General features: G+C 45.0%; 23 protein-coding genes. 16 read left to right on the top strand and 7 right to left on the bottom strand.

Features of this window, described 5'->3' with window-relative positions; genetic code table 11:
* Positions 1 to 23 precede the first annotated feature (23 nt).
* Positions 24 to 1,496: a CoA-acylating methylmalonate-semialdehyde dehydrogenase gene (locus tag AC0VYE_RS24770; RefSeq protein ID WP_475443206.1), complete on the top strand. Its 1,473-nt coding sequence runs from the start codon at positions 24 to 26 to the stop codon at positions 1,494 to 1,496.
* A 69-nt stretch (positions 1,497 to 1,565) separates the two neighbouring features.
* Here AC0VYE_RS24770 and AC0VYE_RS24765 read toward each other — a convergent pair whose 3' ends face one another.
* Entirely contained in the window at positions 1,566 to 2,810 is a 1,245-nt protein-coding gene (locus AC0VYE_RS24765) for an MFS transporter (protein ID WP_475443205.1), read from the bottom strand.
* Between the two features lie 215 nt (positions 2,811 to 3,025).
* Between AC0VYE_RS24765 and AC0VYE_RS24760 the strand changes: the two genes are divergently transcribed.
* Both AC0VYE_RS24760 and AC0VYE_RS24755 read left to right on the top strand, forming a co-directional pair.
* Positions 3,026 to 4,201: an exonuclease SbcCD subunit D gene (locus tag AC0VYE_RS24760; protein ID WP_475443204.1), complete on the top strand. Its 1,176-nt coding sequence runs from the start codon at positions 3,026 to 3,028 to the stop codon at positions 4,199 to 4,201.
* Positions 4,198 to 7,290, top strand: coding sequence for an AAA family ATPase (locus tag AC0VYE_RS24755; protein WP_475443203.1), 3,093 nt, complete (start codon positions 4,198 to 4,200; stop codon positions 7,288 to 7,290). Before AC0VYE_RS24760 ends, AC0VYE_RS24755 begins: the two co-directional genes overlap by 4 nt.
* A gap of 78 nt (positions 7,291 to 7,368) precedes the next feature.
* Here AC0VYE_RS24755 and AC0VYE_RS24750 read toward each other — a convergent pair whose 3' ends face one another.
* Positions 7,369 to 7,866 (bottom strand): hypothetical protein, encoded by a 498-nt coding sequence (locus AC0VYE_RS24750; RefSeq protein ID WP_475443202.1) that lies wholly within the window; start codon positions 7,864 to 7,866, stop codon positions 7,369 to 7,371.
* Between the two features lie 63 nt (positions 7,867 to 7,929).
* On the opposite strand from AC0VYE_RS24750, the gene AC0VYE_RS24745 reads away from it, so the two are divergent.
* Both AC0VYE_RS24745 and AC0VYE_RS24740 read left to right on the top strand, forming a co-directional pair.
* Entirely contained in the window at positions 7,930 to 8,310 is a 381-nt protein-coding gene (locus AC0VYE_RS24745) for a DUF423 domain-containing protein (RefSeq protein ID WP_430063522.1), read from the top strand.
* A 151-nt stretch (positions 8,311 to 8,461) separates the two neighbouring features.
* On the top strand, positions 8,462 to 10,363 hold the full coding sequence (locus tag AC0VYE_RS24740) for a putative bifunctional diguanylate cyclase/phosphodiesterase (protein WP_475443201.1): 1,902 nt from the start codon (positions 8,462 to 8,464) through the stop codon (positions 10,361 to 10,363).
* A gap of 58 nt (positions 10,364 to 10,421) precedes the next feature.
* On the opposite strand, the gene AC0VYE_RS24735 is transcribed toward AC0VYE_RS24740, so the two are convergent.
* Positions 10,422 to 10,964 (bottom strand): hypothetical protein, encoded by a 543-nt coding sequence (locus AC0VYE_RS24735; protein WP_076270283.1) that lies wholly within the window; start codon positions 10,962 to 10,964, stop codon positions 10,422 to 10,424.
* 659 nt (positions 10,965 to 11,623) lie between these two features.
* Between AC0VYE_RS24735 and AC0VYE_RS24730 the strand changes: the two genes are divergently transcribed.
* Complete coding sequence (locus AC0VYE_RS24730; protein WP_475443200.1) at positions 11,624 to 13,141, top strand: hypothetical protein; 1,518 nt, start codon at positions 11,624 to 11,626, stop codon at positions 13,139 to 13,141.
* Positions 13,142 to 13,293: 152 nt separating this feature from the next.
* A complete protein-coding gene (locus tag AC0VYE_RS24725) occupies positions 13,294 to 13,902 on the top strand; it encodes an S-Ena type endospore appendage (protein ID WP_475443199.1) in 609 nt (202 codons plus the stop codon).
* Positions 13,903 to 13,954: 52 nt separating this feature from the next.
* On the opposite strand, the gene AC0VYE_RS24720 is transcribed toward AC0VYE_RS24725, so the two are convergent.
* Together AC0VYE_RS24720 and AC0VYE_RS24715 are read right to left on the bottom strand one after the other, a co-directional pair.
* Positions 13,955 to 14,296, bottom strand: a complete 342-nt coding sequence (locus AC0VYE_RS24720; RefSeq protein ID WP_475443198.1) for a DUF3992 domain-containing protein — start codon at positions 14,294 to 14,296, stop codon at positions 13,955 to 13,957.
* Positions 14,297 to 14,323: 27 nt separating this feature from the next.
* The gene (locus tag AC0VYE_RS24715) at positions 14,324 to 14,698 is read right to left on the bottom strand and encodes a DUF3992 domain-containing protein (protein WP_076270280.1); all 375 of its coding nucleotides are present in this window, start codon (positions 14,696 to 14,698) and stop codon (positions 14,324 to 14,326) included.
* 388 nt (positions 14,699 to 15,086) lie between these two features.
* Between AC0VYE_RS24715 and AC0VYE_RS24710 the strand changes: the two genes are divergently transcribed.
* From AC0VYE_RS24710 to AC0VYE_RS24700, 3 genes are all read left to right on the top strand, one after another.
* Positions 15,087 to 15,281, top strand: a complete 195-nt coding sequence (locus tag AC0VYE_RS24710) for a transcription initiation factor TFIIIB (RefSeq protein WP_076270279.1) — start codon at positions 15,087 to 15,089, stop codon at positions 15,279 to 15,281.
* 26 nt (positions 15,282 to 15,307) lie between these two features.
* A complete protein-coding gene (locus tag AC0VYE_RS24705; protein ID WP_475443197.1) occupies positions 15,308 to 15,574 on the top strand; it encodes a hypothetical protein in 267 nt (88 codons plus the stop codon).
* Positions 15,575 to 15,783: 209 nt separating this feature from the next.
* Entirely contained in the window at positions 15,784 to 16,089 is a 306-nt protein-coding gene (locus AC0VYE_RS24700) for a YunC family protein (protein WP_076270277.1), read from the top strand.
* Positions 16,090 to 16,170: 81 nt separating this feature from the next.
* Here the strand turns inward: AC0VYE_RS24700 and mtnA are convergent, their stop codons facing one another.
* On the bottom strand, positions 16,171 to 17,226 hold the full coding sequence (mtnA, locus tag AC0VYE_RS24695; RefSeq protein WP_475443196.1) for an S-methyl-5-thioribose-1-phosphate isomerase: 1,056 nt from the start codon (positions 17,224 to 17,226) through the stop codon (positions 16,171 to 16,173).
* Between the two features lie 25 nt (positions 17,227 to 17,251).
* Complete coding sequence (mtnK, locus tag AC0VYE_RS24690) at positions 17,252 to 18,463, bottom strand: S-methyl-5-thioribose kinase (RefSeq protein WP_475443195.1); 1,212 nt, start codon at positions 18,461 to 18,463, stop codon at positions 17,252 to 17,254.
* Between the two features lie 144 nt (positions 18,464 to 18,607).
* Here mtnK and AC0VYE_RS24685 point away from each other — a divergent pair, with 144 nt between their 5' ends.
* From AC0VYE_RS24685 to sufB, 6 genes are all read left to right on the top strand, one after another.
* Positions 18,608 to 19,189, top strand: a complete 582-nt coding sequence (locus AC0VYE_RS24685; protein WP_475443194.1) for a DUF1802 family protein — start codon at positions 18,608 to 18,610, stop codon at positions 19,187 to 19,189.
* A 282-nt stretch (positions 19,190 to 19,471) separates the two neighbouring features.
* A complete protein-coding gene (gene sufC / locus AC0VYE_RS24680) occupies positions 19,472 to 20,251 on the top strand; it encodes a Fe-S cluster assembly ATPase SufC (protein ID WP_076270273.1) in 780 nt (259 codons plus the stop codon).
* 21 nt (positions 20,252 to 20,272) lie between these two features.
* On the top strand, positions 20,273 to 21,580 hold the full coding sequence (sufD, locus tag AC0VYE_RS24675; RefSeq protein WP_339204088.1) for a Fe-S cluster assembly protein SufD: 1,308 nt from the start codon (positions 20,273 to 20,275) through the stop codon (positions 21,578 to 21,580).
* Positions 21,577 to 22,803 (top strand): cysteine desulfurase, encoded by a 1,227-nt coding sequence (locus tag AC0VYE_RS24670; protein WP_475443193.1) that lies wholly within the window; start codon positions 21,577 to 21,579, stop codon positions 22,801 to 22,803. The genes sufD and AC0VYE_RS24670 overlap by 4 nt, the downstream gene beginning before the upstream one ends.
* Positions 22,790 to 23,218, top strand: coding sequence for a Fe-S cluster assembly sulfur transfer protein SufU (sufU, locus tag AC0VYE_RS24665; protein ID WP_076270270.1), 429 nt, complete (start codon positions 22,790 to 22,792; stop codon positions 23,216 to 23,218). The genes AC0VYE_RS24670 and sufU overlap by 14 nt, the downstream gene beginning before the upstream one ends.
* Positions 23,219 to 23,246: 28 nt before the next feature.
* Complete coding sequence (sufB, locus tag AC0VYE_RS24660) at positions 23,247 to 24,644, top strand: Fe-S cluster assembly protein SufB (RefSeq protein ID WP_076270269.1); 1,398 nt, start codon at positions 23,247 to 23,249, stop codon at positions 24,642 to 24,644.
* Positions 24,645 to 24,677: the final 33 nt, after the last annotated feature.

Here is a 24,677-nt window from a genome sequence, read left to right as displayed (position 1 = left end):
TAACAAACATAGGAGCTGATAGGATGGCTATAGAACCTATTTCCCTACAGGATTCGCTTAAATTACGTAATTTTATAAATGGTGTTTGGGTGGAGTCTGTAAATGGACGAACAGATAAAGTGATCAATCCAGCTACAGGTGCAGTAATCGCATACGTCCCGTTATCCGTCCAAGAGGATGTTGAAGCTGCTGTGCATGCTGCGGAGCAGGCTTATCCCGCATGGAGCAATACCCCTGTTCCACGCAGGGCGAGGGTACTGTTTCGTTACTGGCAGCTTCTGCAGGAGCATGCGGAGGAGCTGGCGGAGATTATAACGATGGAGAACGGAAAAAGCTACAAAGAAGCGGTCGGAGAAGTGCAGCGCGGCATCGAAAATGTGGAGTTTGCGGCAGGAGCGCCGACGCATATGATGGGCGCAACGCTTGCAAACATTGCAACGGACATCGATTCGGAGCTGTTCCGGGTGCCGGTTGGTGTAGTGGGAGGCATCACGCCATTTAATTTTCCGATGATGGTACCCTGCTGGATGTTCCCGCTTGCCATCGCGCTTGGCAACACTTTTGTGCTCAAGCCATCAGAACGTACGCCGCTTACCGTTAACAAGCTTGCGGAGCTATTGCGGGAAGCGGGATTGCCGGATGGTGTACTTAATGTGGTGCATGGCGCTCACGATGTTGTAAATGCATTGACGAGCAGTCCGAGTGTTAAGGCAATTTCATTTGTCGGCTCGCAGCCTGTTGCCAAATACGTATATGAACGTGCTGCGTATAACGGCAAAAGAGTTCAAGCGCTTGCCGGCGCCAAAAACATCCATATTGTAATGCCGGACGCGCATATCGATAAAACGGTTGAGAACATCATTGCCTCATCCTTTGGCAGTGCTGGTGAGCGATGCATGGCTTGCTCTGCTGTCGTTGCAGTCGGTGATGGGAGCAGCTTTATGAAGGCGCTGCAAGCTGCAGCGGAAGCAATGATCATCGGTTCGGGAATGCGCGATGACGTCACCTTAACGCCAGTCATACGCGATGAGCATCGTAAGCGCATCGAAAAGTATATTGCGAGCGGGATTGCTGAAGGGGCTGCGCTTCTGCTGGATGGCAGGCTTGCAACGGAACGCAGCGGCGAAGGATATTTTCTTGGACCGACGATTTTTGACCAAGTGAAGCCTGAAATGAAGATTGCCACGGAGGAAATATTTGGTCCAGTATTATCTGTCCTGCGCGCGGAAGATTTAAATGAGGCGCTTACTATAGTGAATAGTTCTAGATTTGGTAATTCAGCAGTCATTTATACGGAAAATGCTAAGGCGGTTCGAAAGTTCCGCGAGGAAGCGGAGGCTGGCATGCTGGGCGTTAATGTAGGCGTGCCTGCACCAATGGCTTTTTTTCCATTTTCGGGCTGGAAGGACTCTTTCTACGGAGATTTGCATGCCAATGGAAAGGACGGAGTGGAATTTTATACGAAGAAAAAAATGATAACATCGAGATATTTTTGAAAAGGCTGCCTGGAATAAAAAATGCCCCCGCAGGGTGCTGAGCTTCAGCACTGGCAGGGGCATTTCTATTTATAATACAGCATTCCTATTTCTAAGCATGCGATAAAGAATGATCGAAGTGACCGAGCAGGCAAGCGCACATGCCCCGATGAATAGATAACCGCCTTGCAGACCTGCAACGAGGCTGGCCTGCGAGTTTCCACTTCCGGCGAACAGCTGCTTCGTCCATTCTGTAATGGCGCCGATAGCGAGGTTGCCGATGACACTCGCTATACCCATTAAGGTTACAGTAAATGTAATAGCGGTATCGGCGTTGTTCGGGTAACGTTTGGCAAGCAAGGCCATGACGGTTGGATAGATTGGAGCGATACCAACTCCTGCGAGTGCAAACAGAAAGGCCCCTGGTTCGCCGATGATAATAGCTGCAACTGAGCATAACCCAGAAAAAGCAGATAACAAAATGAGCGATCTCGTGTAGCCAATTTTGTCAGTGACGGGGCCGAGAACGAGCCTTGCGAGCATAAAGCAGAAGAAAAAGGCAGATAGCATTTTAGCCGATGCATCACCGCTCCAGCCGTAAGCCTTCTCCAAAAAGTTAACGAGCCAACCGCCAACAGCAAGCTCCGATATTACTCCGAAAGATAGTACGACTACAATGAGCCAAGCGATCTTATCACGAGCAAATTCCTTTAAAGAAATTCGATCCTCGTGTTTTTGCTCATCACCGGCATATTTTGCGAAAAGTCCTGGAAGCATGGGCAAAATCGAGAGCGCGAGCATAAGCATGTACATCCCCCGCCAGCCTAGAGCAGAGCCAAATACATGAACACCCATCAGCGAAGCAGCAATGATCGGGGCAAAGGTTGAGCTGAGCCCATAAAAAAAGTGTGCGAGGTTCATCATCGTGCCCGTGTTTTTGATGAAAATTCGAGCCGCAAGGATGGCTAGCGCGATTTCCAGCATCCCATTTCCGACATACATGAGGAAATAAGCGGATGAAAGAGAGGTGTAGTTTGCTGCAAAATAGATGCAAACACCAGACACCGCCATAGAGCCAAATGTGAGTACCAGGGTGAGTTTCATGCCTGCTTTGCGGGTTAGCCACCCGGTAAAGCTGCATGCAAGCAAATAGCCAAGGGAGTTAAATGCTAACAAAATTCCGACTTGCAGCTCGTCAAGCTTCAATTCACTCTGCATTCTAGGAAGCGCAGGCCCTTTAATATTTTCGGAGAAGCCAAAGATGAGAAAACCTCCGAAAACGACAGTAAGCAGCAGTATGTAGTTTTTGGATAAAGTAGTAGTGAAACGAGACAATTTGGTAGTCCTCCATCGTTGTCATTATAATAGGAATAGAGTTTGATAAACGTATGCCGTGTCTAACTTTATCGTGTATTTATGCGATGTGCAATAGATACCGGAAAGCAATTTCAGCTTTACTATGCGGCTTGATGAATCGGATGTTAAAATAAATGATAGACCAATAACGTGTTAAGATAGATAGAAATGCAAGGAAGGGATGTTTGTGACGAATGAAGCTATTTCATACTGCGGACTGGCATTTGGGCAAGCTCGTTCAAGGCGTATATATGACAGAGGATCAGCGTTATGTTCTGATGCAGCTGCTGCAAGCAATCGAAATAGAACGGCCGGATGCGGTCATTATTGCTGGCGATCTCTATGATCGGGCTGTGCCGCCTACGGAAGCGGTAGAATTGCTTGATGAGCTGCTCAGCCGGATCGTCATCGATTTAGGTACGCCAGTGCTTGCAATATCAGGGAATCACGACAGTCCAGATCGTATTAATTTTGGTACAAAAATGATGGAAAATCGCGGTTTATATTTGGCGGGACAGCTCCGCAAAACGCTCGGACCAATCGTGCTAAATGATGAATTCGGCGAGGTTCACTTCCATCTTGTTCCGTACGCAGATCCTGCGCAAGCACGCTACGAGTTTGGCGATGAATCGATAAAAACGCATGACGATGCGATGCGGGCAGTCACAGCAAACATTGCTGAGTCTATGAATTCAGAAGCTCGGCATGTGTTTGTCGGGCACGCTTTTGTTACGGCAACCGGAGAGCCGGAGCTTAATACAAGCGACTCCGAGCGGCCATTGTCTGTTGGCGGAGCTGAACATGTGAGTGCGGCTTATTTTGAGAAATTTAATTATACAGCGCTTGGACATTTGCATCAGGCTCATTTCGTTCGCAATCACAAGATAAGGTATGCGGGTTCCCCGCTTAAATATTCGATTTCTGAAGAAAACCATGCGAAGGGTTATTTCGTCATTGAGCTTAATGAAGCGGGTGAAGTGGAGATTGAGAAGCGCGAGCTGCTTCCGCTTCGCAACATGCGCCGTATAACTGCTACTATTGAAGAGATAACAAAGCATGAAATAAACGAGGATTATGTTTTTGTTACTCTTTTGAATGATAATCCCGTATTGTTTCCAATGGAGAAGGTGCGTGCGGTTTATCCGAATGCGCTTCATGTGGAACGCAGGCCATTATCTTCAGGCAGCCATTCGAGCGATGGCAGCAGCTTGGACGCTGGAGTGGCGAAAGGACGGCGTGAGGCTGATCCAATCGAGCTGTTCGCAGCTTTTTATCAAGAAGTAAAGCAGCAACCACTCTCAGAAGCGAAAAAACAGTTGTTTGCGAATACGTATGCAGAGCTGCTGCGTGAGGAAGGAGGTATGCTATGAGGCCAATCAAATTAACAATGACAGCTTTCGGCTCCTATCGAGACACGGAAACGATTGATTTCAGCATGCTGGAGGATCGACGCTTGTTTGTTATTTCAGGTAATACAGGCGCAGGGAAAACGTCGATTTTTGATGCGATTTGTTTTGCTATCTATGGAACGGCAAGTGGAGAGGATCGAGCTGATCCCCGTATGCTTCGCAGTCATTTTGCTGCAGAAGAAATACACACCGCGGTTCATTTCGATTTCGCTATCGGTCGCAGAAGCTACTTGGTCCTTAGGCAGATGCCTCATCGCAAGGGCGGGAACAAAAGTGAAACAGGCGGTAAGTGCGAGCTGTACGAGACGACTAGCGGGGAACCCATTCCAGCTGTGGACCGTTTTATTTTGTCTGACGTGAATGCTAAGCTGGAGCAGATAATTGGCCTCACCAAGGAGCAATTCAGTCAGATTGTCATGCTGCCGCAAGGAGAGTTTCGAAAGCTGCTAACTTCCGATACGGATAATAAGGAAGAAATTTTGCGCCGAATTTTCCGGACAGAGCTGTATGAGCGTTTGGAAAATCGTTTTCAGCAAAAAAATCGTGCGCTGCAGGATCAGCTGAAAGAAGCAAAAGCGACTCTTAATGCTTATATGAAGCAAGTGCAAGAGGCGCTGCCAGAGCGAGAAAATAGTAAGCTTGTTGAAACCTTTAAGCAGGAAGTATATAGTGCGACGCAAGTGACTGATGCATTGGCGCTGGAGTTCGAATTTTATAAGAAGCTTGCAGGAGAAGCGGAAGAGCAAAAGGAGCTGCTTACAGGAAGGCTTGAAGCGGCAGAAGTGCAGCTGAGGGTTGCGATGGCGCTTAATAGCAAGTACGAGGAGCATGCGAGGAAGCGGACGCAGCTTGAGCAGCTGGATGGACAGAAGCCGGAATATGGCTTGAAGGAGCAGCGGCTGGCGCTGGCTGAAAAAGCAGCCCATTTGGCACCTTATCAGGAGCATGCTGAACGAACCGCTGCTGATGCGAAGTTGAAGCGGGAACAATTTGCTACGAGGCAAGCGGGGCTGGAGACCGCGGAGCGCGACTTTAAGCTTGCAGTTGAGCGGTTTGCAGTAGAAGAGCAGCGCAGCGACGAACGGCGAGAAGCTGAACGTGAGCTCAGCAGATTGCTAGAGATAGCTCCAATCGTAAAAACGCTCTCTAGTCAGCAGCAAGCGATCGACAAGCTCGTAATTGCGGAGAAGGGTTGTACAACTAAGCTCGAGGCATTGGATGCAGAGCTTATAAAGCTGCGAGAAGCGAAGCTCTCTGCAAATGCACAAGTGAAGGAAACAGAGCTTGAAACGGCAGAGCTGACAGATAAGCTGGATCAGCTGCGTCTTATTGAGCAGCAGGGGAAACAATTAAAGCGAGTAGTTGACGTCGAGAAGGAAATGACGAGAATCGCTCTATTAGAGAAAGAATTTGCTCAAACTCTCAGCAAAGCAAAAGACAACCACGATAAGCTTGAGGCTGCATGGCTTGAGGGGCAAGCGTCACTGCTAGCTGTTCATCTGCATGAGGGCATGCCTTGTCCTGTGTGCGGCAGTGAGGAGCATCCAGCAAAGTCGGTCATACATTCAGAGATTCCTTCTCGTGAACGGCTGCAAGAGGCAAAATTACAATTAGCCGCAGTGGAGCGGGAATGGCTTGAAGCGCGAGCACAAGCAGCTGCAGCACAAGCAACACGCGAGGATGGTGCTAAAGAGCTGGCGGAATTTGGATTGAAAGCCGTCATGCTGGAAGAGCAACGAGCGCAGCTGCTGCAGCTTTGGCGCGGCCTTAAAGAAGAAACGGACAAGCTTCTATTGAAAGTGAAGCAGCTTCCTGAGCTCAAGCAGTTGATCGAACGTCAGGAGCAGCAACTCGAGAAGCAACAGCTTCTTAAGGAACAACTACAACAGGAGCAGCAGCGCTTAATCGTTGAGCGAACGTCACAGCAATCGACGCTGCAGCAGGAGCTGGGCCGCATCCCAGAAACGCTGCGAACTCCTGAGAAGCTGACTGAAAAACTAAACGAGCAGCAGGTAGTATATGACCGAATGTCGGCAGCTTGGAAGTCTGTTCAAGAGCAGCAGCAAAAAATGACGGCGAAGCTGGCTGAACAGAAAGCATATGCCGTGCAATCCGAGCAGCAGCAGCTAGAAGCGGAAAAAAGCAGGCAGCAAGCAGAGCAGCGATTGCTGGATGAGCTCGTGAAAGCGGGTTTTGACACGGTTCAGCAATATCGAGAAGCAGCTTTGCCTGACTCAGCTAGAGAACAGTTGAAAAAAGAAATTGCTGCATACCAAGCAGCCGTTGCTTCACTTATGCAGCAGCTGGTTGAACTGCAAAGCGAGCTTGCAGGCAAACCTAGAGTTGATCTGTCGCAGCTTCAGGAGCAGCTTGCTGCTTTGAAGCAGCAGCAGGAGAAACTATTTGCCGCCGCACAAACGGCAATGCGGACCGGTCAAGTTGCTGAGCGACTTGCCATTTCAATTGGAAAAGCCAATGATTATGTGAGCGAGCTTGAGGCTAAGCTAGAAGAGGTCATGGATGTATTCCAGATGCTGAAAGGGGATAATGCGCTCAAGGTATCGTTCGAGCGCTATATTCTAATCGAGTTTTTGGAGCAGATTCTTTTTGCTGCCAATTCGCGCTTGCACGATTTATCGAATGGGCAATTTATGCTGCAAAGAAGTGATCGCCTTGAAACTCGCGGCAAGCAAAGCGGACTAGGCCTGGATGTCTATGATGCTTATACAGGTCAGAATCGTGACGTGAAAACATTGTCCGGCGGTGAGAAGTTTAACGCCTCGTTATGTCTTGCACTTGGAATGACGGATGTTATTCAATCCCACATGGGCGGCGTGACGATTGAAATGATGTTCATTGATGAGGGCTTTGGTTCACTGGATGAGGAATCGCTTCAGAAAGCTATTACAGCACTTGTTGATTTGCAGAAATCAGGAAGGATGATCGGTGTTATATCTCACGTTCAGGAGCTTAAGGATGCATTCCCGGCTTGCCTTGAGGTTAATAAGACGAAGGAAGGTTTTAGTCGGACGAAATTAACGGTGAGATAAGCGGCTTGAATAAGAAAAGCCTGCTTCGAGCGCTCCATTGAGGCTGAGACAGACTTTTTACAGCTGGCCGAAATTTAATTAGGCAACAGATGAAGCAATAGAAGCAGAGCCTACAAAAAATAAGGCAATACCGCCTACAAATACGACAACGTTAAGTACAATGCCAATAACGCCAAACGTTTTACGACGCTTGCTGGAGACGGCACCGATAATGGCTAATATAAGGCCTGCAAGGGAGAGTAGTCCTGCTCCAAAAATACAAACGATAGTAAGCATCATAGAAACAAGAACTTCTTGACCAAGCGCTTCGATTGAAGCTTGAAAAGCTGCTTTATCAGAAGGGTCTGCTATAACGATGTCTGTATTTGCGATCTGATCAGCGAATGAGGAGCCTGAGACGATTGCAATAATAAGCAATACGGCTGAGAGCAGCCCAATGATGAAGGATGCAATGCCAATTCCTGAATGTTTCTTAGGACCTTCATAGATAGTTTGGTCATTTGAGAAAACGGGTCTTGAGCCATAAGGCTCATTGCTGGAAGATGGATTAGCATTGTTATTGGTTTCATTTTCCATTTATATCAGCTCCTTTACTAATTACGGTAAAATTATACACAAATACGAGAGGATTGAAAACAAATGTTTCCAAAATATTTTGCAATCGGAGCAATAAACGCGGCTTTAGCCATTGCTTTAGGCGCATTCGGAGCACATGGATTAGAAAAACAATTGAGTGATCATTATTTAGAGGTTTTTGAAACAGGCGTTCGTTATCACATGTACAGCGCACTCGGTTTAATGCTAATTTCCTTGTTCGCGAAACAAATGGGGACGAGCAAGCTTGCTTTAAATGGTGGTCGATTAATTCTAACAGGAATGATCATTTTTAGCGGCAGTTTGTACGTATTATCGCTTACGAGCTTCAGCAAGCTTGGCATGATTACACCTATTGGCGGCGTTGCGATTATTGCTGGCTGGATATGTATTATTACTGCAGCACTTAAGAAAGAAAGTAATTAGTTAGAAATAAATAATGAATTGACGACATATTACTCTGTATTACAACAAAAAAACAAGTTGCTTTAGTAAATATTTCTATACCAGAGCGCGTACATCGTTTATAATAAAGCGAACACTGACTTGACTCGAAATAGAGGAAGGACGTTTGTGCGTGACGAAACGGATAGATGGTTTTCCTGATAGAAAGCGGCAACTCCTCAAGCAATCATTGAATGGATCGTTGGTTATTAGCAGTTTGCTGGCAGCACTCGGGTTGGTCTGGATTATCGTATCATTTATATTAATTTCTAACACGATGTACAAATGGACCGCTTTGGCCATCGCTGCATCGTTAATCGTAACTGCAGTAATTGTTTATATAAAGCGAAATGTGACGTTTAGCTTCCAAAATTATCATACGGCAATTGTAGAGACTTTGCTTCGTTCAGATGCCGTTCCGCTGGCGATATTGGATAAAAACGGTATTGTCATGGAGTTGAACGAGGCTTCTGGCCGTACACTTGGCTATGACCGAACCGAGCTTCTCGGTGAAACGATCTTGCGACTAGTCGAACCGGGCAGCCGGCAATTGCTGCAAGAAACATTTGAGCATGCTTTGCTTGGTGAAACCAAACAGATCAATATTAACATTACACATGGTTCAGGTTTTCCGCTCGAGCTTCAAGTTGTTTGCTCACCTATGATACAGATGGATGAAGTCATCGGAACGGTAGTAATAAGCCAGGATTTAAGCGATCGCAAACGTAATCTTGAACGAATTCGCTATATGGCCTATCACGATGATATGACCGGATTGCCGAATCGCACTTTGTTTCAAATGAAACTGACGGAGACGTTGACAAGGGCGAAGGAAGAAGAACGTATCGTTGGTATTTGTTATTTGGATTTAGATCGCTTCAAGCTGGTCAATGCATCTTTTGGACGCGAATTTGGTGATATTCTTCTCATGCAAGTTGCAGAAAGACTAAATCGAGATCTTGATGACAATGATTTTGCAGCGCGTATGGAAGGCGATGAATTTGCTTTATTATTTTGCAATTTACGATCGGAGAAGCATTTGCTTGAGCTGTGCAGAAATCTCCTCAAGTCGATTGAAGAGCCCTATGAGCTGAGCGGCTTCCCGTTACATATTACAGCGAGCATTGGTTTGGTTACAAACCGCAACGCGGATGATGATAGTTATTCGCTTATCAAGAAAGCAGATATGGCGCTTGTCAAAGTGAAGGAAAGCGGGAAAAATGATTGCCTGCTTTATTCGGAGGACTGGAGCAATTCGTCATTGGAGCGACTTACGCTGCAGCATGAGATGTATCGCGCGATTCAGCGCGAGGAATTTATTTTGCATTATCAGCCGCAATATGATTTGAGCTCAGGTACTATGGTTGGCGTAGAAGCGCTTGTAAGATGGAATCATCCGATTAAAGGCATGATACCGCCAGGGAACTTTATCCCGTTAGCTGAAGAGAGCGGCATGATTGTCCAAATTGGCGATTGGGTGCTGGAAGAGGCCTGCCGTCAAAACAAAGCATGGCAAGACGCTGGATTGCCATTAATGCCAGTATCCGTCAATTTATCGATTAGGCAATTCGTTCAAACGGATCTCGCAGGCAAGGTAGCGGCAGTACTTGAGAAAACAGGCCTCGATCCAAAATATTTGGATCTGGAAATCACGGAGTCGATGACGATGGATGTTAGCCATGTGTCTCGCTGTTTGCTCGACTTGACGGAATTAGGCGTTAATATTAGCGTTGATGATTTTGGCACAGGCTATAGTTCATTCCATTATTTGAAAAACTTCCCGATTGATCGGTTGAAAATTGACCGCTCCTTCGTACGTGATATTCAGCAGGACCCGAGTGATGCAGAAATCGTTGCTGCAATTATTGCAATGGCTCATAACCTGAATATTCAGGTTATCGCAGAAGGCGTGGAGACTGAAGGGCAAATGGAGTTTCTTCGCAAGCATAAATGCGATGAAATGCAGGGCTTCTTCTGGAGTCCCCCTGTATCAAGTGACAACATTGAACAAATGTTATCCCCCGGTTATGCATAAAAAACCGTTCTATGGCTGAAAAACAGTCATTGAACGGTTTTTTTTCTTCATGCGTGGATTAGTATGAGAAGTCTTCAATTTCGTTCATTCGAAACGTGTACACTTGCTTCTCGTCGACATGATAAACGGTAATAATATTTTCCGACTCATCCATATTAATGATTCGGCAAGGAATGCTGAGCGTAATACCTAAGCCTTTATTAACGAGGAGCCGGATTAAGGTATTGTTTTTCATGAGTGCCCTTATTTTGTCGTAATAGCTTAAAGCTTCTAGAGCATCTGCTGCTGGTTTGTCGACCTTTTTAGCTTCTTTTGTTTTCTCAGGAGTGGTGGTTGAAGTTCTGTTAGGTTGTACGTTGTCAGCATTTTTAGTTAGGTTAGGCGGCAAAGGAATTTCACGGGTGGAGCTTGTATTATTCTTGCGATGATCGATTTGCTCTCCAAGTTGGATGCCGGATAATATACGGAAATCAACAAAGTCAGAACCATTTAGCGAATGAAGCAATTGCTCAAGCGCTGCAGCGTTGTTTTTCCCTTCTACAAGCACCTCAATATTAAAAATAAAGGATGCTCGGTCTTGTGAAGAGTTATGTTTTTCCATAGGACCTCCGGACGATTCGATATAGTACTAATATACCACTAAATCGATTTTTCATGTAGTAGTGAGCGGCGATAACTCGAGTGATGCAAGAAAATGTATCCGCATTCAAATGGATAGATACAGGATTTAGATTAAATCTGTGCTATACGGTATAAAGACCTAACTACTTATAATAAAGTTCGGCTGATCTATTTTAGCATATATTATTATTTCTTTGAAACATTAAACGGAAGTTGTGATGTAAAGATTAAATCCAGAATAAATGTAAAATTTTATAAAAAAATAAAAAATGGATTGTTGGTCTCGATATATTATGTGGTCTTAGTATGGGAAGGGTTAGACAGGTTAAAAGTAGTGAAAAAGATAGAGTCACTTTGCCTTATTGAAGGCAGCGGTGGCTCTATTTTTAGGTATCCTCCAAATGACTATTATTTGGAAAATAAGGCTTGAGTACAATCATTAACTGAGGAAAATTCATTTACTATTAATAGAGTCTGCCGATAGAGGGGTAGAATGTTTTCTGTTTCTGGGAGAATTTTTATTTTAGATGATAAGTTTTATATAGATTCAATGATAGGAAAATTGGGATCGAAAAATTTCATCGATTCTGATTTTTTATGATATATGAATTCGAGATTGTTGAACAAAGGATGGGGCTAATGGATAAGTATTGTGGCAGCTCAAAACTTAACAGATCGCAATGTTCAAGTAGCAATTGTTCATGCTCCGGTTCATTAAGCTGCGACGGGACGCGTAAGAAGGGGATAACTGGCGCGACGGGGGCGACGGGTGAAACAGGGGCGACAGGGGCAACGGGAATAACTGGAGTGACAGGAGCAACTGGGGAGACCGGGGCGACAGGAGCGACAGGAGCAACTGGGGAGACAGGGGCAACAGGTGCGATAGGAGTAACTGGGGCGACAGGAGCGACGGGAGTAGGAGTGACGGGTGAAACCGGGGCAACAGGGTCGACAGGAGCGACGGGAGTAGGAGTGACAGGAGCAACTGGGGCAACCGGCGCTACAGGAGTAGGAGTGACGGGTGAAACCGGGTCGACAGGAGCGACGGGAGTGGGAGTGACGGGTGCAACAGGAGCAACCGGAACGACAGGAGCCACTGGAGTAGGAGTAATGGGTGCAACTGGGGCCACCGGCGCTACAGGAGCGACGGAAGTGGGAGTGACGGGTGCAACTGGAGCAACCGGAACGACAGGAGCCACTGGAGTAGGAGTAACGGGTGCAACTGGGGCCACCGGCGCTACAGGAGCGACGGGAGTGGGAGTGACGGGTGCAACTGGGGCAACGGGCACGACAGGAGCGACGGGAGTAGGAGTGACAGGTGCAACCGGGGCAACGGGAGCAACAGGGTCGACAGGAGCGACGGGAATAGGAGTGACAGGTGCAACCGGTGCAACCGGGGCAACCGGGTCGACAGGAGCTACGGGAGTAGGAGTGACGGGTGCAACTGGAGCAACCGGAACGACAGGAGCCACTGGAGTAGGAGTAACGGGTGCAACTGGGGCTACAGGAGCGACGGGAGTGGGAGTGACGGGTGCAACAGGAGTAGGAGCAACTGGGGCAACCGGAACGACAGGAGCTACGGGTGCAACAGGAGCAACCGGCGCAACCGGCGCAACCGGCGCAACCGGCGCAACCGGCGCAACCGGCGCTACAGGAGCTACTGGCCCAAACTTTGCTGCTGAAGGATTTTCAGCATTTTTGTCTACTCTTACTTTATCTGCAACAGGTCAGCTTATTAACTGGTCTGTAGCGAATCCTTATTACGGAAATGCGAATTTCAATGCTGCAACTGGAAATTTCACAATACCGGTCACTGGTAGATATTCTATTTTAGCAACAGTAAATTATATAACCACAGCAGCTATTGGCGTAAGCCTCGGAGCTGGAGTAAACCCCTTTTTTCTAGTTCAAAGAACAGCACCTACAACAACAAGTCTAGTTACGGGATTATTACCTATTTTGAATGTTAATATTGCATTGCTTCTAACTTTAAGAGCCGTACTCGGAAATGGAACTGTAACCTTGGCAGGTGAGGTTACGCTCACCGCTGGTGATGTTGTTGGGCTTTACTATAATGCGAACGGTCTGACTATCGCACTTAATATAGGTGGCGGATCTACAAATGGTGTAGTTTGGTCCATGCATGAACTTACGTAATAATCAATCATGCATTTCGTTAATGGAGGTTAAATCTACTAGGCATATGACCTCTTTTGGAATAAATTCAGATAATGTATAACCATGTGCCGGAAAGATACATTTAATATAAGTATGAAATGGAATATGTGTTTTTTGAAAGAGGGGGGAATATGCTGAAAAGGAGATTCTGTTCAAAGAAAAAGCCCTTATTTGAATCAATGAATGTTCTCATGGTGAAACCCTCTTTTATTCAAATAAATAAGCAAAAATCAAAATATATAATAAAGAAAAAATGCTGTAAAAAAAGAACGCGTAGGAAGAGATGTTTCCCAATATTTCCGTGTCCTCCTAAGCGATGTCACAGGCCAAGACCGAGACCATGTCCAAGGCCTTGTCCTAGACCATGTCCAGATCCACCTTGCGTTGATCCTACGACTACGTTGGTTGAAAAAGAATGCTGTGGAAATATATTACTCCAAGGTAATCTAACAGGACTTCAAATATGGGAAACAGATATTGAAGCAAAAGTTAAGGTGGCGCAAATGACTATATACTCGAGCCCATCGAGCACTGATCCTTTGGAAGTAGAAATTGTTGGTACTGAAACTAAACTAATGATTGTGCCACCTGGTAATACGGTTAATTTTATTGGTGAAGGCATTAAGTCTGTAAAAGTTTCTGCAAAAGGCAATGAGTTACTTTATATTGAAGGGAAATATGTAATTTCAACTACGATTGGTCTGCATTCGAACCCCATTCCATTAAATGAACAATTATAAAGGGTGGTTCTTCAATAAATGAAGAACCACCCTTATTTTTAGGCTATATGATTTATAGGCTATAACGGACTGTAATACAAAACTCTCCTTGTGCTGCTGCCGTCGTCGTTAAGGAAATGGTATTAAAACGTGCTACCGTAAATGATGCACTGCCTCCAACAGGAATAACTATGGTTTGAATAGCTGCTACGATTCCTGTTCTGAAGAAGTTTACTGTTAATGGTGCTGTACCGGTTTCATATTTAACATACCCTGTCCCATTGATGGTTTGTGATATATTGTCCGAATAAATGATTTGGGTTCCAGCTGCAGCTAATTGCCAATTCGAGCACACTTTATCTTGCACAATGATTTTGTCTGAGCAACAACTAAGTGTAGAATTTGTTTCACACATATTCGTTTATCCCTCCACTCGTTTATTTTATTGGACAGGGTAACGGGTAGTTATGCAGAATTCACCTTGATAAGTACCTGGTGATGCTGCTGGAAGCGTTATTTGAATGGCACTGAAGCGCCTATACGTAAAAGCAAGACTTGTTCCGGGAGAGAGTGTAAATGGAGCAGCATTGATAGGAGTTCCCGTGCTGTCGAGAAAATCAAATGTAATATCATCTGGACCGATGTCGTATTGCAAATACCCGGTACCGACAATATTTTGATTAATATTATTTGTGAATACGACAACTAGGACGTCAGCAGCGACAACGGTACCGCTCCATGGTGTACATACTTTATCTTGCACAAAGTTTTTATCAGCACAACAAGTTAAAGCAGTTGCAGAATTATTACAACCCATACCTAAATCCCTCCTATTTATAATTTCTAACTATTTAATGCAGGCATTAACCTGCCCGCTTGGACATCTGCCTGAGGTGAGAAATATCTTTTAAACAAGAAGTCATTCGTTATTGCAATTTCTATGGGTAATAGACTAGAGAGAAGAAGAACCATACAAAATAAAGAGCGAAGGGATTTGTCATTGGAGAAACAGAATTAAAGCCTAGAAAGCCATATAAGTAAAGATGAAAAACATCCGAGTTTGTTAACCAGTTGATTTTCTTTTTTGAAGGGGGAAGGTGCAGAGTACCTGACGTATAAGTATAAGGATAGTAAGTATCCGTTAGGTTGTGATTAGTTTGATTAGAAAGGCAAGGAAAGGTTAATTTCAAAGGGAGAGGTTCGAGATGAAAAAAGAAGAATTTTGTCCCGAATGTGGAGGAACCAACTTTGGGAAAGGTAAGTCGCACGGTGAAGCCAGAGTATACCCTATGAAAAAAATGCTAACATTAGGATCAGATGTTACTCATGTAATTTGTATAAAGTGTGGATATATATTAAAAAGTTTTGTTATTGAGCCACATAAGTTTGAGGATAAATAACGGTTTCATTTTACGGAGATGAGGAGATGAAAATCAATAAGAAGTATAATTATTGGGTATTTTATTTTGACGAAACAAATGACGATGAAAGGCAGCGTGTTGCTGCGATTTGGGATGGAGTATGGCATGGTATAGAATTGCTGGATAAGTCTGATGCCGAATTGAAGGAATATCTAATAGAAGTAATTGATGATTACAATGTATACACTGGTGAAAAAATCAATAGAAATTTGATTGAACATGCTATAAATGAGATAAAGAAAATTAAAGAAGAGCTGAATTTTTTAGGGTAATGAAAACTCTGTTTCATGTGGTCTCCAAATGCAACAAGAGCTGGCAGAGCAAATTGATTCACTCATAAATATGTGACTGCATTTGTGATTTCACCCCTCAACCACTGCATAAATGAGCAAACGTCCAACACTGCAAATTTACTTTTGCATATACTGATGTTGCAGTGCATTGCCTCTTACATTATGTAAAAAAAGGGGGTGGATCCTATATGATGCGGATGGTTCCTTTCACACTGGAGAATGGAGAAACCGTTCTTGGCGTTGAAGTGAAGCTGCCCAAAACAACTTTGCTCGCTATCATGACGGACAAAGGATATATTATGTGCGGTGCGCTTGATGTTTCTCTGCTTAATGAGCGACTCAAAGACCGGGAAATTATAGCTGGCAGAGCTGTCGGAGTAAAAACGTTGGAAGAGTTGATGGAAGCCCCTTTGGAATCGGTTACTTTAACAGCAGAGACAAAGGGTGTTGTAGTAGGCATGAAGGGCTCGGAAGCGCTCCAATTGATGCTTTAACAAAAATAAAACAAAGAGCCCCAATCAAGCTGTACGCGTGAATGCCGCGAACATCGGATTAGGGCTCTTATTATTTAGTGATTATTCAAACAGCTTGCGAAGGTTAACATCGTATGGCGCTTGGACGATGCCTTTTTCAGTAATAATGGCTGTTACATATTCATTAGGCGTTACGTCGAACGCTGGATTGTATACTTTAATGCCTTGAGGAGCAGTGCGCTTGCCGAAGCCCTCTGTAATTTCTTCCGCGTTGCGTTCTTCAATTGGAATTTCAGAACCAGTCGGCGTATTCAAATCAATTGTGGAAAGAGGGCTTGCTACATAAAAAGGAATGCCATGAGCTTTAGCGAGTACAGCTACGCTGTACGTTCCAATTTTGTTAGCTACATCACCATTTGCAGCAACGCGGTCAGTACCTACGATAACCGCATCTACCCAGCCCTTAGCCATAATCATACCAGCCATGTTGTCGCAAATAAGCGTAACATCGACGCCTGCCTGCTGCAATTCAAATGCTGTTAACCGAGCGCCTTGAAGGACAGGACGCGTCTCGTCAGCATATACACGCAGTGTAATACCGCGTTCCAAGGCTAAGTAGAAGGGTGCAAGAGCTGTGCCATATTTAGCCGTAGCCAAGCCGCCAGCATTACAGTGTGTCAATACGCCCATATCATCTTTAAACAATGATAGTGCATGTTCACCGATCATTCTGTTTGTTTCTTCATCTTCGCTTTGAATCGCGATTGCTTCCGTTAACAAAGCGGCTTTGTTTTCCTCGAGCGACAAGCCTTTCTCGATGTAAGAAGCGGCAGCTGCTTTCATGCGATCAAGTGCCCAGAACAAGTTAACAGCGGTTGGTCTTGAAGTCGCGAGATATTCTGCTTGCTTGACGACTTGCGCGAGCCATGCCTCAGTGGTTTGCTCATCACGGCTGCCTAGAACGACGCCGTAAGCTGCTGAAATGCCGATGGCTGGAGCTCCGCGTACTTTTAAGTGGCGAATCGCTTCCCAAACATCCTCTGCTGTCGTTAAAGGCAAATAAACGATTTCTTCTGGCAAAAGCCGTTGGTCAAGTAGATCAAGCCTGTCTTCGGTCCAAATAACCGATTGCAAGCCAGCATAATTATTTGTTGTCATGGTGTCATTTCCTCTCTGTGTTCAATCATTTATTTGCAAGTGATAAGGCAACGTCGATAACTTCCTCAATGGATTGTGTATTGCGGTTGTTGCGAATCAGCGATGTTCCAATAGCAAGAGCAAGGCGCTGAGCTTTCTCTTTTACAGCTGCATCAGGGATACGATCTACATCAATTACATGAGACAAACCGACGATTCGGCGTACGATTTTGCAGCCTGCAAAACCAACAGCGTCCTGCAGCAAACGATTCATATAATAATCTTGATAGCCTGGTGTTGAAGAAGCAATACGATCAAGACCATGCTCATCCCATAATGCACGGAATTTTTGATCGAATAGGTTCCACACATCACGCACCGAATCGGTCAAATAACGACGGAAGTCATTTCTCGTTTCTGTATCCGTGCTCCAATGCTCTTGCCCTGCAAAGTTGAGAAGCAAATTCGCAATAACAGCACCAATGTCGAAGCCAATTGGCCCATAATAAGCGAATTCAGGATCGATGACCTTTGTAGATTCAGGCGTTACGAAAACACTGCCCGTATGAAGATCGCCATGCAACAGCGCTTGTGCATTTGTTAAAAATTTGTCACGCAAAATCGATACTTCAAGATGAAGCTGTGAATCCTGCCAAAGCGCCTCAGCAGCATCCTGAATTGCTGGATCAAAGCTGTTGTTAGGCGAATTGGTATAAGGATCGTCGAATATGAGATCCTCTGTTATTTTACATAACTCAGGATTAATAAAAGCTTTTACGCGCTGCTTCTTTTCCTGCTGGTTCATGCCAAGATCAGAGGTGAAAAATAAAGTCCGCGCCATAAATGTTGAAATATCGTCCGCGAATTTAGGATAACGTGTTCCGCCAATCAACCCTTGACGCATGATAATATGATCGCTGAGATCTTCCATAATGGTGAGATAGAGCTCTGGGTCATATTTATAAACGTTTGGAACAAGTCCAGGAGCAAGCTCGCCTTCCAAAATAAGCTTATCACTTTCAATACGTGCACGATCGAGTGTAAGCGGCCAAGACTCACCAACAACTTTAGCATAAGGAAGCGCCTGTTTCATAATAAGGCTCTTGCCGCTGCTAGAATCAACAATGTGGAAAACCAAGTTTAAATTACCGTCTCCAATTTCTCGGCTGGTTAAACTTGCTCCCTCTGGGAAATAACCGTCAAGCGAAAGAGCTATTTGAATGGCTTCTTGTTCTGATAATGGATGATATGCAGACACGGCTGTCCACCTCCGGTTTATAGTAGTTGGGCAGCAATGCCCAGTATTCATCTCAACATAGTATAATGTATATTATTTCGCCTTGGAATACCCTCATTTGATATAATGTTATCAATTATAGACAAGTTGGATGGAGGAAGTATAGTGACTGCACAAAATGAACAACAGTCGATCGCTTTGAAAGAGTGGGCTGTCAGTGTAAAAGCGCTCGCAGAGGGGCAGCAAATTATCGTTATGCGTAAAGGCGGAATCATAGAAGAAACGCGAGATTTCCAGCTTATTAGCCCTAGCTTTTATTTAATGCCTGCGTACGAGCACCAAAAGAAGCATCTATTAAAGGAGCAATATGTTGACGGTTTGGAAGAAACGTTAGCGAATTGGTCGATAGACATGGAAACGATTAAGCTAGAAGCTTACGCCGAGGTCGTTGAAGATATTGAAGTAACGGATCAAGAAACACTCGATCGTTTACGCGATTTGCATATATGGACAGATACGTTTGCAGAGGAAAGATTGCGCTGGAAAAAAACCAAGCCGCTGCATGTTTTATTGCTCCGTGTTTACCGATTGGAGACGCCTTTGGAAATTTCGATGAGGCCTGCTTATAATGGATGCAAATCTTGGGTAAGAATGGAAGATGAAATACCATCTCCAAAAATGCTGCCTGTACTGGATGAAGAAACATTTCTGTCAGAAGTTCAAAAGATTAAAAATGCATTGGCATAAAAGATTTATTTTGATCAAAGGATCTTACGTGGAAAACCCATCTAATTGCCGATTAAAGGTGAAATAGGAGAAATATAAGCCGAAATCAACCTTTAGCTTTTCGATTTATATCTACAATAAAAAGACATTATCAATGAATCAAAGACATCTCACATTGATTTATAACAAAAACTATATTAAAATGATTATTGAGAATCATTGAGAATCACTCTATAATAGAAAGTCTATTATTTATAGAAGTGACTGAGCGAATTAAACCAACCTTGGAGGGATCAGCATATTATGTCTACTCATTTTGTCATTGATGGTCTGAAAGCGGCTATCGACGGAAAAGAGATTTTGAAAGGTATTAACCTAGAAATTAAAGGTGGAGAAATTCACGCAATCATGGGCCCGAACGGTACCGGTAAATCTACACTGGCATCCGCTTTGATGGGACATCCTAAATATGAAGTAACAGAAGGAACGGCAGTACTAGATGGCGCTGACATTCTTGAAATGGGTGTTGACGAGCGCGCGCTTGCTGGTTTGTTTCTTGCAATGCAATATCCAAGTGAAATTCCAGGCGTAACGAACTCTGACTTTCTACGCAGCGCGCTAAATGCACGTCTTGGCGAAGGCAATGAAATCTCGTTGATTAAATTCATTCGCAAAATGGAAAGCAAAATGAAAGAGCTTGAAATGAATGCTGAATTCGCTCACCGTTACCTTAACGAAGGTTTCTCAGGCGGCGAGAAAAAACGTAACGAAATTTTGCAAATGATGCTTCTTGATCCAAAAATCGTTGTTCTTGATGAGATCGATTCAGGTCTTGACATAGATGCACTTCGTATCGTATCACAAGGCGTAAATGCTATGCGTTCGGAAGATCGCGGTTTCCTTATCATCACTCACTATCAGCGTTTGCTTAACTATATTACTCCAGACTATGTACATGTTATGATGCAAGGCCGCATCGTTAAATCGGGTGGTCCTGAGCTGGCTGAGCGTTTGGAAAACGAAGGTTATGATTGGGTAAAAGAAGAGCTTGGAATCGAAGATGAAACGGTCGGTCAGGCTTAAGCAGAGAAGGGGGCAAAACGGATGAGTACACAACTATCAACGCAGGCCAACCGTCAAGCTGCTGAAGCGCTGGCACGTAGTAAAGGCGAGCCGAACTGGCTTGTTGAACTGCGCGGAGAAGCGGCAGACCTTGCCGGAACACTCGGATGGCCTAAGCCTGAGAAGGTTCGTATTGAACGGTGGAATTTGACGGCACTAGGAAACTACGAGCAACCAACAACGGTTGGAGCAATTAGCGAACTTCCACAAGCTGTTCGTGAATTGATCACAGAAGGAACTGAAAATTTGCTTGTTCAACGTAATTCCGGCATCGTATGGAATCAGTTTTCAAACGAATTGGCTAGCAAAGGCGTTATTTTCACAGATTTGGAGACGGCATGCAAAGAGCATGGCGACCTCGTTCAAAAATATTTGTTCCAAGCAGTAGCGAAGGACGAAGATAAGCTTACAGCGCTTCATGCAGCACTTTGGAACGGCGGCGTATTCGTTTACGTTCCTAAAGATGTTGAAGTCGAGCTGCCGCTTCAAGCGATTTTTTACAATGATAATGCTGAAGCGACATTTGCTCCGCATATCTTGATCGTAGCGGACAATAATAGCCGAGTGACATATGTGGATTGTGTTGTATCCGAACCGGGAGCAAGCAGTGCTCCTTTCGTACATCCATCTGTTGTTGAAGTGTTCGTGAAGCCAGGCGCTCATGTTCGTTTCAGCTCCATCCACCATATGGCTGAGACGGGCGTGGATATGTCAATCCGTCGTTCGGTTATTGAAAATGACGGCCAAATGGAATGGATTATCGGTGATTTGAATGACGGAAATACGTTGTCTGACACGAAATCCATGTTGAAGGGCACAGGCTCTACTTCTGATGCAAAAGTAATCAGCGTAGGCAAAAACGCTCAACAAAACAGCTTGACGACGCAAGCCGTTCACTTCGGCAAAAGCTCCGACAGCAACATGGTAACACGTGCAGTAATGAAGGATTCCGCTTCAGCGATCATTAACGGAATTACAAAAATCGAGAAGGGTGCGACGAAAGCGAACGGTGTACAAACCGAGAAGGTGCTCATGCTGAGCCCTAAAGCGCGCGGCGATGCCAATCCGATTTTGCTTATAGATGAAGATGATGTAACAGCAGGCCACGCAGCAAGCGTGGGGCAAGTAAACCCTGAGCAGGTATATTACCTAATGTCTCGCGGTATATCTAAGCAAGACGCTGAACGTCTAATTATTTACGGCTTCTTGGCTCCAGTCGTATCGGAAATTCCAGTCGAGGCGGTACGCGGTCAGCTTCAGCGTTTGCTCGAAAGGAAGCTAGAGGGATGAATATAAATGCGATTCGGGAGCAGTTCCCGATATTGCATCAAGAAATAAACGGGCACCCGCTCGTTTATCTGGACAGCGCGGCATCTTCGCAGAAGCCGCGCTCCGTCATTGATGCGGTTAATCGGTACTATGAGCTGGATAACGCGAACGTTCATCGCGGTGTGCATACACTTGGTTCCAGGGCGACTGATGCCTATGAGGGAGCGCGCGAGAAGGTAGCGAAGTTTCTGAATGCGGGAGCACCGGAGCAAATTATTTTCACACGCGGTACTACAACAGCACTAAACTTGGTTGCTTCAAGCTATGCACGCAGCGTATGCGGTGAAGGTGATGAAATTGTCATCACACCGATGGAGCATCACAGTAATTTGATTCCGTGGCAGCAGGCTGCTAAGGCCACTGGCGCAACGTTGAAATATATCCCGATGCAGCCCGATGGTACCATTTCTCTTGAGGATATTGAGAAGACGATCACTCCACAGACCAAGGTGGTTTCCATCACTTACGTCTCGAACGTGCTCGGTCTCATAAATCCGATTAAAGAAATTACCCAAATTGCACATCGTAACGGTGCCATTATGGTCGTGGATGGTGCTCAGAGCACACCGCATATGAAGATCGATCTCCAAGATTTGGATGTTGATTTTTATGCTTTTTCTGGTCATAAAATGTGTGGTCCTACGGGCATCGGCGCATTATATGGCAAGAAGGCACTGCTTAACAAGATGGAGCCGATTGAGTATGGCGGCGAGATGATTGATTTTGTTGATCTTTATGAGTCTACGTGGAAAGAGATTCCGTACCGCTTTGAAGGCGGCACTCCCATTATTGCGGGTGCAGTTGGACTCGGTGCTGCAATTGACTTCCTCCAAGAAGTTGGACTAGATGAAATTGATCAGCATGAGAGACGTTTAGCCACATATGCTTACGAGAAGCTATCTTCGCTGGAAGGCATCACATTGTACGGTCCGAAGCAAAATCGTGTAGGACTCATCACATTCAACTTGGATGATGTGCATCCGCATGATGTTGCGACCGTGCTTGATTCCAAAGGCATTGCGATTCGTGCAGGCCATCACTGCTGCCAGCCGCTAATGCGTTGGTTGAATGTATCGGCAACGGCAAGAGCAAGCTTTTATTTATATAATACTGAAGATGAAATTGACCGCTTAGCCGATGCCTTACTACAAACAAAGGAGTTCTTCGGTCATGCAATTGGATGATTTATATCGCAGAGTCATTATGGATCATTATAAAAACCCTCGAAATCGCGGTACCTTGGATGAAGAATCAGTTACCATTAACCTGAATAACCCTACCTGTGGCGATCGTATTTCGCTGCAGCTGCAGGTCGTAGACGGCCAAGTTGCCAATGCGAAATTCAGTGGTGAAGGCTGTTCTATCAGCATGAGCTCTGCATCGATGATGACAGAGGCGATAAAAGGAAAAACATTTGATGAGGCGCTTGCCATGGCTGAGAAATTCTCAGCTCTAATGAAAGGCGAACCGGTTGAATTTGATGAATATGAGGAATTGGATGCACTTTCTGGTGTAAACAAATTCCCTGCAAGAATTAAGTGTGCGACACTAGCGTGGAACGCCTTACGCAAAGGGATCGAGCAGCAAGAATCACATTAAACTAGATTTATGAGGAGCGTGAATGACCATGGCTAAATCAATGCCGGAAATGGAAGATTATAAGTATGGTTTCCGTGACGAGCACAAAGCCGTATTCGAATCAGGCAAAGGTTTAACGGAAGAAATCGTGCGTACGATTTCGGATATTAAAGGCGAGCCGGAGTGGATGCTGGATTTCCGCTTGAAATCACTTGAGCAATTTTTCAAAATGCCGATGCCTAAATGGGGCGGCAACATGGATGAGCTTGATTTTGACGACATCCAATATTATGTTCGTGCTTCAGACAAGCAAGGGAAAACATGGGAGGAAGTTCCTTCCGAAATTAAAGAAACATTCGACAAGCTGGGTATTCCAGAAGCTGAGCAAAAGTTTCTAGCAGGCGTATCGGCTCAATATGAGTCCGAGGTCGTTTATCACAGCATGCAAGAGGATCTTGAGAAGCAAGGCGTTATCTTCACAGATACAGATACTGCGCTTCGTGAGTATCCTGAGCTTATGAAAGAATATTTCGGAACGATTATTCCTCCGAACGACAATAAATTTGCTGCTTTGAACAGTGCGGTATGGTCAGGCGGAAGCTTTATCTACGTACCAAAAGGCGTAAAATGCGAAGTGCCTTTGCAGGCATACTTCCGTATTAACTCCGAGAACATGGGTCAATTTGAGCGTACGCTTATTATTGCCGATGAAGACAGCTCCGTTCACTATGTAGAAGGCTGTACAGCTCCCGTTTACAGCACAAACTCTTTGCACAGTGCGGTAGTTGAAATCTTGGTTAAGAAAAATGCACGCGTTCGTTACACAACGATTCAAAACTGGGCACCGAATATCTACAACCTGGTTACAAAACGTGCGGTAGCTGATGAGAATGCAACGATGGAATGGGTAGATGGCAACATCGGCTCCAAGCTGACGATGAAGTACCCAGCTGTTGTTCTTCGCGGTCGCGGCGCAAAAGGTATGGTATTGTCCATTGCCGTTGCCGGCAAAGGCCAGCATCAGGATGCAGGGGCAAAAATGACTCACCTTGCACCAGATACGAGCTCGACAATTATTTCCAAATCAATCAGTAAACACGGCGGTAAAGTAACATACCGTGGTCTTGCATCCTTCGGACGCAACTCCGACGGCGCGAAAGCTAATATCAAATGTGATACGCTTATTCTTGATAACGAATCAACGTCTGATACGATTCCTTATAACGAGATTTTGAACGATAACATCACACTTGAGCATGAAGCAACAGTGTCGAAGGTTTCTGAGGATCAACTGTTCTACCTCATGAGCCGTGGTCTAAGCGAAGCGGAAGCAACGCAAATGATCGTAATGGGCTTCATCGAGCCGTTCACGAAAGAACTGCCGATGGAATATGCGGTAGAGATGAACCGTTTGATCAAGTTCGAGATGGAAGGTTCTATCGGTTAACGATAAACCCAACAGGAAGAATGGGCTGTCCCA

Source organism: Pristimantibacillus sp. Z349TD_6 (genome assembly GCF_056173205.1).
This window is presented reverse-complemented; position numbering and strand designations above follow the sequence as displayed.